Consider the following 15,575-nt stretch of genomic DNA (forward strand, 5'->3'; position numbering starts at 1 on the left):
AGCCTACTTAAATAGTTGTCTTGCCAGAATCGGCTTGTTTCCCAAATAAACGCTGAGAATCTGCCGCAACAACACTTTCCACTGCGGCAGACAGGCCTCGCAAAATCGGCGCTCGGCCAGCGCTTGCAAACACGCGCCGCTTATCAAGACTCCGCCCTGCTGCATACCTTCCTGATACGGATAGGCGCCCATTTCCGGATAATAGAGATAGTCCTGCGCGGCTTGCAGCGGCTGATGATGGGCGTCATCAACGCCGTTCAACTCCACCCCCAAGGCCTGCAGCAACGCGCTCTCAAACTGGCGCAACACCCAGGCCTGTTCGCTGCGGTTGTGCGTTTTGAGGAGCGCAAACAGGGCCTGTTCGTAGTCGGCGAACAACTCCTCCACCGCCGCACCGTGATACAGCAGGCGATAGAGCAGCTCGTTCATATAAAGCCCGCAGAAGCTGGCTTCGCCCTCCAGCGGAAAACGCAAAGGTTCCGGTTCAAACAGGCTGAGCGTCACCAGATCGGACGTAGTGTGCGCTTTTTCTTTCCACTGAATCTGCAATTTCTGAAAAGGCTGCAGCACCGCATTTTTTTGCAAGGCGCTGCGCGTTTTGCCTCTGACGCCGCGCACCACCGCATTGATTTTACCGTGCTCGGGTGTCAGCAGCGTCACCAGCAGACTGGTTTCGCGGTAGGCGCGACGGTGCAACACATAAGCAGGCTGGCGAATCTCCACGCCAAACTCCGCTTAGCTGCTGTAATTGTCGTTGTAGCCCAAGCTGGCCAGGGCGCGAATGTCGTCCGACCAGTTCTCTTTGATTTTGACCCACAGCTCCAGATGTACGCGCGCGCCCATCAAGGCCACCAGGTCTTTGCGCGCCTGGGTGCCCATTTTTTTGATCATCTCGCCTTTGTTGCCGATGACGATTTTCTTCTGCCCGGCACGTTCCACCAGAATCAGCGCGTGTACAATCCAACGCCCTTCATCCTGATCCCATTTGAACTCTTCGATTTCCACCGTAGCGCCATAAGGCACCTCTTCACCCAGCGTACGCATGAGTTTTTCGCGAATGATCTCGGCGGCGAGAAAACGGGTGGAACGGTCGGTGATTTCGTCTTCGGGGAAAATCGCCGCCTGTTTGGGAATGTACTTCAACACTTCCGCGACAATCAGATCCAGACCGTTTTTCTTGTAGGCCGATACCGGAATCAGCGTCGTCATCGCAACCTGCTCGCCAACCTGTTGCAGGAACGGCATCAACTCTTCTTTGTTTTTGAACTTGTCGATTTTGTTGACGACCACGACCACCGGCACCTCCACGCCTTTCAGACGGTTGGCGACCGCCTGGTCCTCTTCCGTCCAGCGCCCCGCTTCGACCACAAACAGAATCACGTCCACGTCCTCGAAGGCGCTGCGGGCGGTGCGGTTCATGTAGTCGTTGATGCTTTTCTGTCCGCCCAGATGCATACCCGGGGTATCGACATAGACAATCTGGTAAGACTCGGTGGTATGAATGCCGTGGATGCGGTGACGCGTGGTTTGCGGCTTGTGCGAAGTGATGCTCAACTTCTGCCCCAACAGCTCGTTCATAATGGTCGACTTACCGACATTAGGACGGCCGATGACCGCGGCAAAACCGCATTGAAAATCATGTACTGTGGTGGCTTGATCCATCGTTTAGTTCCTTAATATGGTCGCAGCGGGTGCGGAGAGTATGACGGGTTACAACTCACCCAGGGCTTCGAGCGCGGTTTCCGCCGCTTTCTGCTCGGCCTTGCGCCGGCTCGAAGCGGTGGCCTCAAACTTGGTATTGAGGCGTTCAACATAACAACTCACGGTGAATTCCTGCGCATGAGCCGCGCCGTTGACACTGATAATGCTGTATTCGGGCAGAGGCTCCTGACGCGATTGCAGGTACTCCTGCAGGCGCGTTTTCGGGTCTTTGCCGATATTCTTGGGATCGAGTTCGGCCAACCGTTTGGCATAGAAACGCTCCACCAATGCGCGGCAAGCTTCCAATCCGCCATCTTCGTAAACGGCGGCGATAATCGCCTCGACCGCATCGGCAATTATGGAGTTGCGGCGGAAACCGCCGCTTTTCAGTTCGCCCGGCCCCAATACCAGATAATCGCTTAAATCGTATTCCTTGCCGATCACCGCCAAGGTATCGCCCTTAACGAGATGCGCCCGCACCCGGCTCATGTCGCCTTCCGGCAGTTTGGTAAACTGGTGAAACAAAATATCCGCAATCATGAAGTTGACCAGGCTGTCGCCCAGAAACTCCAAGCGTTCATTGTTTTTAGCGCCGACACTGCGATGTGTCAGCGCGCGTTGCAAAAAGTCCAGATCGTTAAACTCGTAACCGATTTTGTTGGACAACTGCTGCAATTTAGCCTGTCGCTCTACACCCAAGGTTGCATTTGGAGATTTCATATCACTCAATTCCTTTACCGAGGCGATTCAAGTGAATACCGTTATCCCAGTTCATCCAGATACCAAAGGCCTTGCCTTTCAGATTCTTTTCCGGCACAAAGCCCCAGAAACGGCTGTCGTTACTGTGGTCGCGGTTATCACCCATCACAAAGTAATGGCCTGCCGGGACGGTAATTGGCCCCATATCATGGCTGGCTTTATCCAGATCCAATAAAATATCATGCGTTTTACCGCTGGCAAAGGTTTCCGCGACGACTTGCGCGCCGTTCATCACCGCACCGGAGTCATTGCCCAGATATTTGCCTTTCGGCAGCTGCGCAACGGCTTGGCCGTTAATGAACAAAACACGTCCCATATAGGCGATTTCATCACCCGGCAAACCAATAATACGTTTGATGTAATCCACGTCCGGATCGTTAGGATAGCTGAACACCACGACATCACCGCGTTCCGGTTCGCCGACCGGAATCAGTTTGGTCTGCGTGACCGGCAGTTTGATGCCGTAAGAGAATTTGCTCACCGCAATGAAGTCGCCGATCTCCAGCGTCGGATACATCGAACCTGACGGAATGCGGAAAGGTTCAATCACAAAAGAGCGCAGAATCAGCACCACCAAAAAGATCGGAAACAGCGAGCGCGCATATTCGATAATAATCGGCTCGTTTTCAGTGGTAATGGCTTTTTGACGTTTCGGACGCCATACCACGCGATCGACATACGCGATTACGCCGGTAATGGCGGTGACAATCACCAGTATCAGTTCAAAGCTCATCAGCCCTCTCCTCCTGTGTCCAGAATCGCCAGGAACGCTTCTTGCGGCAATTCGACACTACCGATCGACTTCATGCGCTTCTTACCTTCTTTCTGTTTCTGCAATAGTTTCTTCTTACGCGACACGTCACCGCCGTAACACTTGGCCGTTACGTTTTTGCGCAGGGCCTTGACGTTGGTACGGCCGATGACCTTGGCACCGATGGCCGCCTGAATCGCCACATCAAACATCTGGCGCGGAATGACTTCGCGCAGTTTCTCGATAATAATTTTGCCGCGCTGTACCGCAAAGCTGCGGTGCACAATCACCGCCAAGGCATCCACCGGCTCGCTGTTGATCAGGAAGTCCATACGCACCAGATCATCCGCCTGGAAGCGTTTGAACTCGTAGTCCATCGACGCATAACCGCGGCTGCAAGACTTCAAGCGGTCAAAGAAATCCAATACCACCTCGTTAAGCGGCAGTTCATAGTTGATGGAAACCTGTCCGCCTGAATATTGCATATCTTTCTGGATACCGCGTTTTTCGATACACAGTTTCATCACCGCGCCGACATGCTCCTGCGGCACCAGGATGTTCGCCTGAATAATCGGCTCGCGAATCTCGGCAATCGTGCTGGGATCAGGCAGCTCTGAAGGGTTGTCAATGCGGATCACATCGCCCTTTTTGGTCAATACTTCGTAAACAACCGTTGGCGCTGTGGTGATCAGATCGAGATCGTATTCACGTTCCAGACGCTCCTGGATAATCTCCATGTGCAACATGCCGAGGAAGCCGCAACGGAAACCGAAGCCGAGTGCTTCCGAGGTTTCCGGTTCAAAATGCAGCGCCGCATCGTTCAGGCGCAGTTTGCGCAAGGCTTCACGTAAATCCTCATAATCTTCGGAAGTGACCGGGAACAGACCCGCAAAAACGCGCGGCTGAGCCGGTTTAAAGCCCGCCAACGGTTGAATGGCCGGTGCTGCGGCATCCGCCAGGGTATCCCCTACCGGCGCGCCGTCGATGTCTTTAATGCCGGCGACCACATAACCTACTTCACCGGCTGACAGGAATGACTTGGAGGTACGTTTGGGCGTGAAAATCCCCACATCGTCAACCAGATAGTCTTCCTTGGTCGACATCACGCGCATTTTGGTTTTTTTGCCGATTTTGCCGTCAATCACACGCACCAAGGAAACCACGCCCAGGTAGTTATCAAACCAGGAGTCGATAATCAGGGCTTTCAATGGCGCATTCGGGTCACCTTGCGGCGGCGGAATCTTGGTGACGATATCTTCCAGCGTTTCTTCGATGCCGATGCCTGCCTTGGCACTGGCGCGAACCGCATTTTCGGCTTCAATGCCGATAATCTCTTCCACCTCTTCGATCACACGCTCCGGATCGGCCGCCGGCAGGTCGATCTTGTTGAGCACCACCAGCACTTCCAAACCTTGTTCAATGGCCGTATAACAGTTGGCTACGGTTTGTGCCTCAACCCCTTGCGAGGCATCCACCACCAGCAAAGCGCCTTCACAGGCGGCCAACGAGCGCGACACTTCATAGGAGAAATCCACGTGGCCAGGCGTATCGATAAAGTTCAACTGATAGGTATTGCCGTCTTTGGCCTTGTAATGCAAGGTCACGCTTTGCGCTTTGATGGTGATACCGCGCTCACGTTCGATGTCCATGGAGTCCAACACCTGGGCTTCCATTTCGCGTTCGGTCAAGCCGCCGCAAAGCTGAATAAAGCGGTCAGCAATGGTTGATTTGCCGTGATCGATGTGGGCAATAATGGAAAAGTTTCGGATCAGTTTCAACGCGTCTGACATTTAGGCTCCAACAATAAGATAGCGCCCGTACGGGCGCTCCCTGAGTCTTTTTTAATAAAAATCGCTATAAAAAAAGGGGCTTACAGCCCCTTATTCCCTCAGAGTAAACGCTCATAATAACGCTTCACCCCGAAGTTTCGGTTCAAAATCTAATAGTTGCGTATTTTACGACAATTTATTCGCCGACGCAGCGATAAATCTCACCGTTTTGACGCAACCACGCCTCCGTTCAAACCGCTTATTTTTCCAACACCAACGGCAGGAACAGCGAACGTTTATTGCGTACTACCCGCACCGGCAACGAACGCCCCGGCTGAGCCTCTTTAACAATCTGACGCAAGGCGTCCACACTCTTCACCGGCTGGAAGTCGATGGTGACAATCACATCGCCCGGACGAATACCGGCTGTTTTCGCCGCTCCGTCACGCACCGCCGTCACCTTGACGCCAAACGGCAAATTCAAAGCATCCAGTTCGTCTTTGGTCAGCGCCTCGACGCTCGCGCCCAAGCGGTCGTTTTTAACCTCGCCCATTTGAGCGGAAGCCAGTTGCTCGGCCTTATCCATCTCCGTCAGTTTCACCGTCAAATTCATGCGCTTGCCCTGACGCAGCAACACGACCTTGATCGGCTCATTGATTTTCGCCATACCGACCATTGGCGGCAAATCGGATGATTTCTCCACTTTCTGGCCGTTAAACTCCAGAATAATGTCCCCGGCGCGAATACCCGCGCGCTCCGCCGGCGTATCCGGATAGGTTTGTCCCACCAGCGCACCGGTTGGCGCCTCCAGACCGAATGACTTCGACAAATTGCTGGTCACTTCCTGCACCTGCACCCCCAGGAAACCGCGGGCAACCTTGCCGCTATCCATCAATTGGTTGGCGACATTCATGGCAATATCGATCGGGATCGAGAACGACAAGCCCATCGAACCGCCGCTCTTGCTGTAAATCTGCGAGTTGATACCAACCACTTCACCGGCCAGGTTAAACAGCGGACCACCCGAGTTACCGGGGTTAATGGAAACATCCGTTTGAATAAACGGTACATAACTGTCATCCGGCAAGGCGCGCCCCAGGGCGCTGACGATACCGTGGGTCACCGTATAATCCAATCCGAAAGGTTCGCCGATGGCCAACACCCACTGCCCCACCTTCAAGCCCTTGGAACTGCCTATCTTGGCCGACTGCAAGCCTTTAGCGTCAATTTTAAGCAACGCCACATCGGTGCGCGGATCGGAACCGACCACCTGCGCTTTCCACTCTTTGCGGTCGCTCATGCGCACCACGATATCGTCCGCGCCATCAATCACATGGTTGTTGGTCAGAATGTAACCGTCTTCACTGATAATAAAACCGGAACCCAGCGAATGGACTTCATCTTCCTGCGGCTGTTCCGGCATCGGCTTCATCCCCGGGATGCCGAAGAAATAGCGCAGCAGCTCATCCGGCATACCGGGAACGCCAGGATGACCGGAACGCTGAATTTTCTTGGTGGTGCTGATGTTCACCACCACCGGGCTATTGTCCTCGGCCAATTGGCTGAAATCCGGCAACCCATAAAACTGAGGAGTGGCTGACGACGCGGCCGGAGAAGGGGGATTCACGACATTGTCGGACATGGCATAAGGCGCCTGTGTCATAAATAATGCACCGGTCATCGCCAAAGCAATCAACGAGACTTTTTTCATACAACTCACCCTGCGTTTAATATTCCTAATAAGAAAATGAACAACACCCTTATGCTAACCAAAGACCAACCAGTAAAGTCTTAAAAAATCCTTGAAAGCACGGATTAGCCGACGACTTCGCTGATGTGCGGCAACAACGGGCGATAAAAACGGCGCGTGATCCACCAGCCCAGCAACAGCCCCGCTCCGCCGCCAAATACCGCCGCCCAGTCCAAAAGGGTTTCCGAACCTTCCAATATGGTCGATGCCAGGGCTTTTAAAGTAACTGCCCCAATAAAAAGGCCAATCAAGGGCAGTCCGTACGCCATAAAGGCGTGCCTGACCACAATCGATTCGTCCAGCGTCAAAACCACCTTATCCCCTACTTTGGCATTGAGCTGATTGATGACGGTCAGCGGCGCGTTCGATGTTGAAGAAAACAGTTTGGAAAGCGCACCGGTACCGCAACCTGATGCCGACTGACAGCCGCCACAGGCGCTTTGACGAGCATATTCCACCCGCGCATAATCGCCTTCCACGGCAACCACCACGCCTTGCGTTCTCAAAAGATTTTGTTCCATATTCGCTTCAGCCCCTGCGCTAGTTCGTATAAAAACTTCGTATCAATCGTGCGATTCTCTATAATAAGCGCTAGTTTAATGCTTCCCGCCTGACTTGTCTGCCAAGAACATCCCCCGGTTCCGCAACAAGCGTTTGCTCAACACCGATTCAACCCCCAATATTCAAAGGAAACTGAGTGGTTAACTCGAAAAGTTTGAAAACAGAGATTTTGGTGATCGGCAGTGGTATTGCCGGGCTGTCCATCGCACTGAAACTGGCCGCCAAACACAAGGTGATTGTATTGGCCAAATCTTCCCTCTCAGAAGGCAGCACCAACTATGCGCAAGGCGGCATCGCCGCGGTACTCGACCCGTTCGACAGCATCGAATCACATATTGTGGATACCGAGGAAGCAGGCGCCGGGCTATGCGATCCTGCCGCGGTTGAGCTGGTGGCCAAACACGCCGCGCACTCCATCCGTGAACTGATTGAACTGGGTGTACCTTTCAGCCGGTGCGAAGGCAACGAATGCACCTACCCTTTTCATCTGACGCAGGAAGGCGGACACAGCCACCGCCGTGTCATCCATGCCGCCGACCACACCGGACACTCTGTCTTGGAAACCTTGATTCAGGCCGTGTACAGCCATCCGAATATCACCCTGCTGCCCGATCACATTTCCATTGACCTGATTCTCAACAAAGCACATAAGCGTTGCATTGGCGCCTATGTGCTGAATAAACGCGAAAATACCGTTTACGACATCTGGGCGGACTTCACGGTGCTGGCCACCGGCGGCGCCAGCAAAGCCTATCTGTACACCAGCAATCCGGACACTTCGACCGGTGACGGCATTGCCATGGCGTGGCGCGCCGGCTGTTCGGTCGCCAATCTGGAGTTCAACCAGTTCCACCCGACCTGCCTTTATCATCCGCAGGACCGCTCGTTTTTGATCAGCGAAGCGGTGCGCGGCGAAGGCGGCATCTTGCGCCTGCCTGACGGCACCGCGTTTATGGAACAGTATGACAGCCGTAAAGACCTGGCGCCACGCGATATCGTCGCACGCGCCATCGACCACGAAATGAAAAAGCATGGACTCGATTGCGTCTATCTGGATATTACCCACAAATCACGGGAGTTTATCCAAAACCACTTCCCCACCATTTTTGAACGTTGTTTAAACGACGGTATCGATATCAGTGAGGAACAGATTCCGGTGGTTCCGGCGGCACATTACACCTGCGGCGGCGTTGTCACCAATCTGTCCGGTGAAACCGACCTGGCCGGACTCTATGCCATTGGTGAAACCGCCTACACCGGCCTGCATGGCGCCAACCGCCTGGCCAGCAATTCATTGGTAGAAGGGCTGGTGTTTGCCGAAACCGCGCGCCAAAGCATCGAAAAGGCTTATGAACAGCCGCTAAATAACGACGAAGCCCCCCGCCCCTGGGACAGCAGCCTGGTGACCGATCCTGCAGAAAAGATTCTGGTTTCCCATGACTGGGACGAACTCAGACGCGTGATGTGGGACTATGTCGGTATCGTACGCACCAACGACCGCCTGAAGCGTGCCAGACAGCGTATTCGCAATCTGCAAAAAGAGATTAATGAATACTACTGCGAACATACCGTGCACAGCGACTTTCTGGAACTGCGCAATCTGGCGCTGGTGGCGGAGCTGATGGTCAAAAGCGCGCAAACCCGCAAGGAAAGTCGCGGCCTGCACTACAATCTGGACTACCCCGGCCTGCGCAAAAAAGCCAAGCCGACCATCCTAAAACCCAAACCTGCTAAAAAAACCAAACATAAAAGCTGAATCCGGCAGCTAAATCCCGGGCATAAAAAACGCACCGAAAGGTGCGTTTTTTATGGATTCAACAGGCCAGGTCTCAGCCGTTACCCACCGGCATATCTTGAGGCGTCGTCACCTGCTCGATCAACCCTTCCGAAGTCAGCTTATCGAGATCGATCAAAATCACCATCTTGCCTTTGGGCTTGCTGACTTCGGCGTTTGTTTGACTCGACTGCGTCTGAATGGGCGCCAGCGTCGTCAATCCCAGAATAAACTGGTTATCGATCGTGGTACCCACATCCGGTGCAGGTTGCAGGCCATTCATATCAAACTGCTGCACATCTGAAACGGCATCCACAACCAGACCGACAACGCGTTCGCCCTGAGAGGTAAAAACATGCACCACAATCACCACCGTGGTCGCATCATAGCTCACGGCAAGCTTGAACTTCTCGCGCAGATCAAGAATCGGCACGACATTGCCGCGCAAATCCACCACCCCTTTTACAAATTTGGGTACATTCGGCAGCGGCGTAGGTTCTTCCCACCCTCTGATCTCCTGCACTCGCCGAATTTCAACAGCAAACTCTTCCTTGCCCAAACGGAAGGTCAAAAAATCTTTTTTTAATTCAGACACACCCTGTCTCCAATCTGTATGCGACGCAAAACGCTTTATTAATTTTTTCAATAATAACCGCAATAGTAATGGCTGGTTGGCTAAAATTCAAATCCAATTCCCCGCTGCGCACTTTGCACCAATAAACTGGGCAGAAACGTGCTGCAAACAGCTCGCAAACACACAAGCCATTTTGCGATTTTGGCGGACACAGAGTATCATTTGAGCACATTTTGCAAAAAGGACTTTTTATGAGTTTTGTGGAACACACCTCCAACCCTGCTTGGAAAGATTTTTTACTGCAATTGGGCGCACAATTTGATGCGGCAGGTAAAATTTCCACTTTCGGACAGCCGGAAATCGAACGTTTTCTGATCAAGCACGGCCCGGTCGTCACCAGCCTTTGCCATCAGGCGCTTCTCAAGGTTAGCGGCAACGATGCCTTTACATTTCTGCAAGGCCAATTAAGCAACGATCTTGGCGACGTCACCGACAACCAAGCACAGTACAGCGCCTATTGCGATCCGCAAGGTCAGGTTCTGGCGACTTTTCTGGTTTTCAAATTCCGTGGCGATTTCTACCTGAGCTTCGACGGCTCGCTTAAAGAAAGCATTCAAAAACGCCTGAAAATGTTTGTACTGCGTTCGGCGGTGCAAATCGAAGATGTCAGCCATGATTTCATTCATATCGGCTTTGCCGGCGAGTTTGCCGATTTGGACGTTCAACGCCGCCTAAGCACCAAAATCAAAGAGATTTACGCATGCGGACCGGCTCAAGCCGAAGAACTACAGGACAGTTTTATCGTCAAAGTCCCCGGCCCTTACCACCGTTATGAGATTTTCGGCCCCGCCGAACAGATGCAATATGCCTGGACGCGTCTGCGCGAAAACAGCGACTTGACCAACAGCTATGATTGGGACCTGCTCAACATTGCCGCCGGTATTGCCGAAATCGAGCACGCCACCAGCGGCAAAATCGTGGCGCAATTTTTGAACCTCGATAAAATCGGGGCGATTAACTTCAAAAAAGGCTGCTTCCCCGGGCAGGAAATCATTGCACGCATCCACTACCGCGGCAAAGTGACCAAACGCTTGCTGCGCCTGCATCTGGATAGTGTCGAAGCCTTAACCGCCGGCGACACCCTGACGCTGGCGGATGACAGCGGCAAAAACCACAACCTCGACATCATCAAGGCGCGTCCGGACATTTTCAAGGGCACGCTTTGCCTAGCCGTAGGCACGTTAAAATCGCTGGAAAACGCCGAAGGACAGCTAAAACTCGCCAACGGCGCTGCGGCCATCATTGAACCGCTGCCTTATTCGATTCTGGATGACGAATAACCCGGCCTGTTGAGTTTTTTCGGCGACTGCTTCGCCGAAATTCTCGGCCTCAATTCGTCAAGCACAGATAGCAAAAAGCCCCGAATTCGGGGCTTTTTGTTTATTTGGCATTAACGTCGAATCAGGTCGCCGGACGCATATGCGGGAACAAAAGAACATCGCGGATAGACGCCGAATCGGTGAACAGCATCACCAGACGGTCGATACCGATACCTTCGCCCGCTGTCGGCGGCATACCATGTTCCAACGCGGTGATGTAATCTTCGTCGTAATGCATCGCCTCATCGTCACCGGCCTCTTTGGCGGCAACCTGCGCACGGAAACGCTCGGCCTGATCTTCGGCGTCGTTCAACTCGTTAAAACCGTTGGCCAACTCGCGCCCGCCGATAAACAGCTCGAAACGGTCGGTGATAAACGGATCCTGATCGTTACGGCGTGCCAATGGCGACACTTCGGCCGGATATTCGATAATGAAAGTCGGATCCATCAGGCGGTGTTCAACGGTTTCTTCAAAGATTTCCGTCAACACTTTGCCCAAACCGCTCGCCTCATCCACCTTGATGTGCAGCTTGCGCGCCACGTCACGCGCCGACTGCAAATCTTCGAGCTGTTCGCGCGTAATATCCGCATTGTATTGCAGAATCGCATCCTTCATGCTCAAGCGCGCAAACGGTTTGCCGAAATCGAACGTCTGTCCCTGATAAGGCACCTGGGTTGAGCCGACGGTCATCATCGCCAGTTCTTTCAGCAACTCTTCGGTGTAATCCATCAACTCATGATAGTCGGTGTAGGCCGCATAGAATTCCACCATGGTGAATTCAGGGTTGTGGCGGGTTGAAAGCCCTTCGTTACGGAACGAACGGTTGATTTCAAACACGCGTTCAAAACCGCCCACCACCAAGCGCTTCAGATAAAGCTCCGGCGCAATACGCAAGAACAACGGCATATCCAGCGCGTTGTGGTGCGTCGAGAATGGCTTGGCCGAGGCGCCGCCCGGGATGACGTGCATCATTGGCGTTTCCACTTCCATAAAGCCTTTGTGGCTGAGGAAATTGCGCACGTGCTGCACAATCTTGGAACGCAACAGAAAGGTCTTGCGGCTCTCTTCGTTGACGATCAGGTCGATGTAACGCTGACGGTACTTGACCTCCTGATCCTGCAAACCGTGGAACTTGTCCGGCAGAGGACGGATCGACTTGGTAATCAACTCGATATGTTCAACATGGACCGACAACTCACCGGTATTGGTTTTGAACAACCAGCCCTCGGCGCCGACGATATCGCCCAAATCCCACTTCTTGAACTGCTCGTTGTAGAAACCTTCCGGCAACTCGTCACGTGTCACATACACCTGAATGCGGCCTTCATGGTCCTGCAGCGTGGCAAAACTGGCTTTACCCATAATGCGACGCAACATCATACGGCCGGCCACCTTGACGCGCACCGGTTCCATGTTCTCCATCTCTTCCTTGCTCAACTCGTTATAGCTGGCATGCAGCGCGGCCGAGCTGTCGGTGCGGCGGAACGTATTCGGGTAAGAATGCCCTATCTCGCGCAATGCCGTCAATTTGGCGCGGCGTTCGGCGATGATTTTGTTCTCATCCACTTCAGGTTGGGTATTTTGAGTTTCTGACATTCGATCACTCTCTTCGCATTGGTTTAACCGGGCACTTAAAAAACTCAACAGGCCGGGTTAAGGATTCAAAACTAAAAATAAATAATGGTTACAGCCCGGATTTCAAACTGGCGACAATAAACTGATCCAGTTCGCCGTCCAATACCGCACCGGTATTGCCGGTTTCAACCCCGGTACGCAAATCTTTGATGCGCCCCGAATCGAGCACGTAGGAACGGATCTGGCTTCCCCAGCCGATATCCGATTTGGAGTCCTCCAGCGCCTGTTTCTCGGCATTGCGGCTCATCATCTCCAGCTCATACAGCTTGGCACGCAGCTGCTTCATCGCTTCGGCCTTGTTCTGATGCTGGGAGCGTCCGTTCTGACACTGCACCACGGTATTGGTGGGCAGATGGGTAATACGCACCGCCGATTCGGTACGGTTAACGTGCTGACCGCCCGCACCGCTGGCGCGGTACACATCGATACGCAAATCCGCCGGATTGATATCGATTTCAAAGCTGTCGTCAATTTCCGGAGAGATAAACACCGACGAAAACGAGGTATGACGGCGGTTGCCCGAATCAAACGGCGACTTGCGCACCAGACGGTGCACGCCGGTTTCGGTGCGCAACCAGCCGAAGGCGTGATCGCCCTTGACGTGAATGGTGGCGCTCTTAATCCCGGCGACATCGCCGTCCGTCACTTCCATCAGTTCGGCATCAAAACCGTGCGCATCCGCCCAGCGCAGATACATGCGCAGCAGCATACTCGCCCAATCCTGCGCTTCGGTGCCGCCGGAACCCGACTGGATTTCCACATAACAGTTATTGGCGTCCATCTCGCCCGAGAACATGCGCTGGAACTCGAGTTTTTCAAGCTTTTCGCCCAAACCGTCGAGTTCGCCTTTGATTTCCTCGACCAACTCGGCGTCGTTTTCCATCTCCGCCAATTCGACCAACTCGTTGCAGGAACTCAAGCCCTCTTCCAACTCGTCAATCGTCGCCACAATGTTCTCAAGCGCCACTTTCTCTTTGCCGAGCGCCTGCGCATTTTCGGGATTATTCCAAATCCCCGGATCTTCCAACTCGCGCAAAACCTCGACTAATCTTTCCGACTTGGTCTCATAGTCAAAGATACCCCCTAAGCGACGTGGTGCGCTCTTGGTAGTCCTGCATACGACTGTAAATCGGGTTTAATTCCATCTACTTAGCCCTTCTTTTACACGGGTAAAAAATAAACGGGAATAATAACAGGATTTGCAATTTTTTGCTGACGATTGTATTGACGAAATGCACGCTTTTACTCAAGCATTCCAACAATCGGTCGATACCTTACACATACTAAGGGAAACTGCAGGACAAAACGGCGTTGGGCACGGACCATCCGTCTTTAAAAAAACCATACTTTCAGCGCTTGTCCTCACCATCATCATTAATTATTTACGCCATATAGCAATAAGGCGTAAGATGATGAAAAAGAACATAAATCTCTCTACCGATTTAAAAAGAGGACAACTCCATGGCTATCGAGTCCATTCAAAATACAGCGATCAACGCCTACCGCAAAGAACGCGGCCTGGCGCCGGAGCACGCCAATCCGGAAAACAGCGGCAAACGCGTGCATGGTCAGCCTGATCTACCCGAACAGGCCAGCGAAAAAGCCCATACTGTTCACGAAGCACGCACCACGTTGCGCCAGGAGCAACAGGCCAATCTCGTGCAACACCTTTTCGGCAACCCCGAAACAGCAAGCAGCAACGCCCTGAAAATCACCTTTCAAGAGGCGATTGACAAATTAAACGAGATCCTCAGCGCGGAACTCGGAAAAAGCGACATGCCGCCGATCAGCGAGGAAGCCCTGCAAGCACAGGGCGGCATGGATTTCTGGTCTCCGGAAAACACCGCAAAACGCATTGTTGACGGCAGCACCGCGATGCTGGCCGCCTTCCAGAAAGCCAACCCCAATCTGCAAGGTGAAGCATTGATCACCCGCTTTCTGGATGTCATCGGCAACGGGATTTCGCAAGGTTTCGACTCCGCCAAGGGCATTCTGGACGACATGAAAGTACTGGAAGGCGACATCGCCACCAATATCGATAAAACCTACGAACTGGTTCAAAAAGGATTAGAGGAATTCAAAGCCAACTTCCTGGGTACAGCGACGACTGAAGAAGTGGCCAAGCTAACAACCGACAACCTTGTCGAAGCCGCCACCAATACTACTGAAAAACCGGTTTAAAGAACCTGCACCGGCCATAAAAAAAGGGGCTATCAAAGCCCCTTATTTATACCAACCTGAAAATTGAGTTATTCAATCTCTTCCAGACGCACTTTGGTCAAGCCAGACTCATTCGCATAGTTGGTGATTTCTGCAGTAGACGTCACACCCATCTTGGTCATCAGGTTTTCGCGGTGCTTGGAAACCGTGCGGTCACTGATATCCAGAATCTCCGCGATCTCTTTGGTTTTGTAACCTTCCGCCACCAGTTTAACCACCTGCTTCTCACGCACCGACAATTTTTTGTTGGCCGTCATCTTGTCGGTTTCCGCATCCAGAATCGGCTGGATTTCGGAGTGAATAAAGGTTTCCCCCTCTACCACCTTGCGCACGCCGGCAATCAACTCTTTCTGCGATACCGACTTCATGGCAATACCATTGACTCCCAACTCCAACACTTCCATCCACACGCTGGGGGTTTCCGCCGCAGTCAGCACGATAATCTTAGTATCGGCATAACGCTTCTTGATATGCGAAATCGCGTTCAAACCGCTCAACTTCGGCATAGACAGGTCCAACAGCACCACCATCGGCGTTTTGGTACGCACCAGCTCCAAACACTCCAACCCGTCTTCGGCTTCGCCAACGACAGCGAAGTCTTCTTCAGATTGCAGAATGGATTTGAATCCGGCTCTTACCAAGCTATGGTCTTCGGCCAATAAAATCGTAATCTTCTTAGTCATGAAATCCTAACCTCTTGA

The 15,575-nt window shown here is 52.9% G+C and carries 14 protein-coding genes; 3 read left to right on the forward strand and 11 right to left on the reverse strand.

Features of this window, described 5'->3' with window-relative positions; genetic code table 11:
• Nucleotides 1–3: 3 nt before the first annotated feature.
• From recO to HZ297_RS00720, 7 genes are all read right to left on the reverse strand, one after another.
• Nucleotides 4–723 (reverse strand): DNA repair protein RecO, encoded by a 720-nt coding sequence (recO, locus tag HZ297_RS00690; protein WP_178860923.1) that lies wholly within the window; start codon nt 721–723, stop codon nt 4–6.
• A 12-nt stretch (nt 724–735) separates the two neighbouring features.
• A complete protein-coding gene (gene era / locus HZ297_RS00695) occupies nt 736–1,662 on the reverse strand; it encodes a GTPase Era (protein WP_178860925.1) in 927 nt (308 codons plus the stop codon).
• Nucleotides 1,663–1,710: 48 nt separating this feature from the next.
• Nucleotides 1,711–2,421: a ribonuclease III gene (gene rnc, locus HZ297_RS00700; RefSeq protein WP_178860927.1), complete on the reverse strand. Its 711-nt coding sequence runs from the start codon at nt 2,419–2,421 to the stop codon at nt 1,711–1,713.
• A 1-nt stretch (nt 2,422) separates the two neighbouring features.
• A complete protein-coding gene (lepB, locus tag HZ297_RS00705; protein WP_178860929.1) occupies nt 2,423–3,193 on the reverse strand; it encodes a signal peptidase I in 771 nt (256 codons plus the stop codon).
• Entirely contained in the window at nt 3,193–5,001 is a 1,809-nt protein-coding gene (gene lepA / locus HZ297_RS00710) for a translation elongation factor 4 (protein ID WP_178860931.1), read from the reverse strand. The genes lepB and lepA overlap by 1 nt, the downstream gene beginning before the upstream one ends.
• A gap of 238 nt (nt 5,002–5,239) precedes the next feature.
• The gene (locus tag HZ297_RS00715; RefSeq protein WP_246261557.1) at nt 5,240–6,691 is read right to left on the reverse strand and encodes a DegQ family serine endoprotease; all 1,452 of its coding nucleotides are present in this window, start codon (nt 6,689–6,691) and stop codon (nt 5,240–5,242) included.
• A gap of 104 nt (nt 6,692–6,795) precedes the next feature.
• Entirely contained in the window at nt 6,796–7,251 is a 456-nt protein-coding gene (locus HZ297_RS00720; protein WP_178860933.1) for a SoxR reducing system RseC family protein, read from the reverse strand.
• Between the two features lie 176 nt (nt 7,252–7,427).
• On the opposite strand from HZ297_RS00720, the gene nadB reads away from it, so the two are divergent.
• Nucleotides 7,428–9,047, forward strand: a complete 1,620-nt coding sequence (nadB, locus tag HZ297_RS00725; RefSeq protein ID WP_343034734.1) for an L-aspartate oxidase — start codon at nt 7,428–7,430, stop codon at nt 9,045–9,047.
• Nucleotides 9,048–9,120: 73 nt separating this feature from the next.
• On the opposite strand, the gene HZ297_RS00730 is transcribed toward nadB, so the two are convergent.
• On the reverse strand, nt 9,121–9,660 hold the full coding sequence (locus tag HZ297_RS00730) for a chemotaxis protein CheW (protein WP_178860935.1): 540 nt from the start codon (nt 9,658–9,660) through the stop codon (nt 9,121–9,123).
• Nucleotides 9,661–9,890: 230 nt separating this feature from the next.
• On the opposite strand from HZ297_RS00730, the gene ygfZ reads away from it, so the two are divergent.
• Nucleotides 9,891–10,979: a CAF17-like 4Fe-4S cluster assembly/insertion protein YgfZ gene (gene ygfZ, locus HZ297_RS00735; RefSeq protein ID WP_178860937.1), complete on the forward strand. Its 1,089-nt coding sequence runs from the start codon at nt 9,891–9,893 to the stop codon at nt 10,977–10,979.
• Between the two features lie 121 nt (nt 10,980–11,100).
• On the opposite strand, the gene lysS is transcribed toward ygfZ, so the two are convergent.
• Together lysS and prfB are read right to left on the reverse strand one after the other, a co-directional pair.
• Entirely contained in the window at nt 11,101–12,615 is a 1,515-nt protein-coding gene (gene lysS / locus HZ297_RS00740) for a lysine--tRNA ligase (protein WP_178860939.1), read from the reverse strand.
• A gap of 88 nt (nt 12,616–12,703) precedes the next feature.
• Nucleotides 12,704–13,799 (reverse strand): peptide chain release factor 2 gene (prfB, locus tag HZ297_RS00745; protein WP_178860941.1). Its coding sequence is split into 2 segments (ribosomal slippage): nt 12,704–13,726 and nt 13,728–13,799, totalling 1,095 coding nucleotides; the frame shifts between segments, so codons are not numbered across the junction.
• Between the two features lie 316 nt (nt 13,800–14,115).
• Between prfB and HZ297_RS00750 the strand changes: the two genes are divergently transcribed.
• Nucleotides 14,116–14,835 carry a DUF5610 domain-containing protein gene (locus HZ297_RS00750; protein WP_178860943.1) on the forward strand — a complete coding sequence of 240 codons (720 nt, stop codon included), beginning with the start codon at nt 14,116–14,118 and terminating at the stop codon, nt 14,833–14,835.
• A gap of 68 nt (nt 14,836–14,903) precedes the next feature.
• On the opposite strand, the gene HZ297_RS00755 is transcribed toward HZ297_RS00750, so the two are convergent.
• A complete protein-coding gene (locus HZ297_RS00755) occupies nt 14,904–15,557 on the reverse strand; it encodes a response regulator (RefSeq protein ID WP_178860945.1) in 654 nt (217 codons plus the stop codon).
• Between the last annotated feature and the right edge of the window lie 18 nt (nt 15,558–15,575).

It is taken from the genome of Thiomicrorhabdus cannonii (assembly GCF_013391695.1).
Taxonomy (GTDB): Bacteria; Pseudomonadota; Gammaproteobacteria; order Thiomicrospirales; family Thiomicrospiraceae; genus Thiomicrorhabdus; species Thiomicrorhabdus cannonii.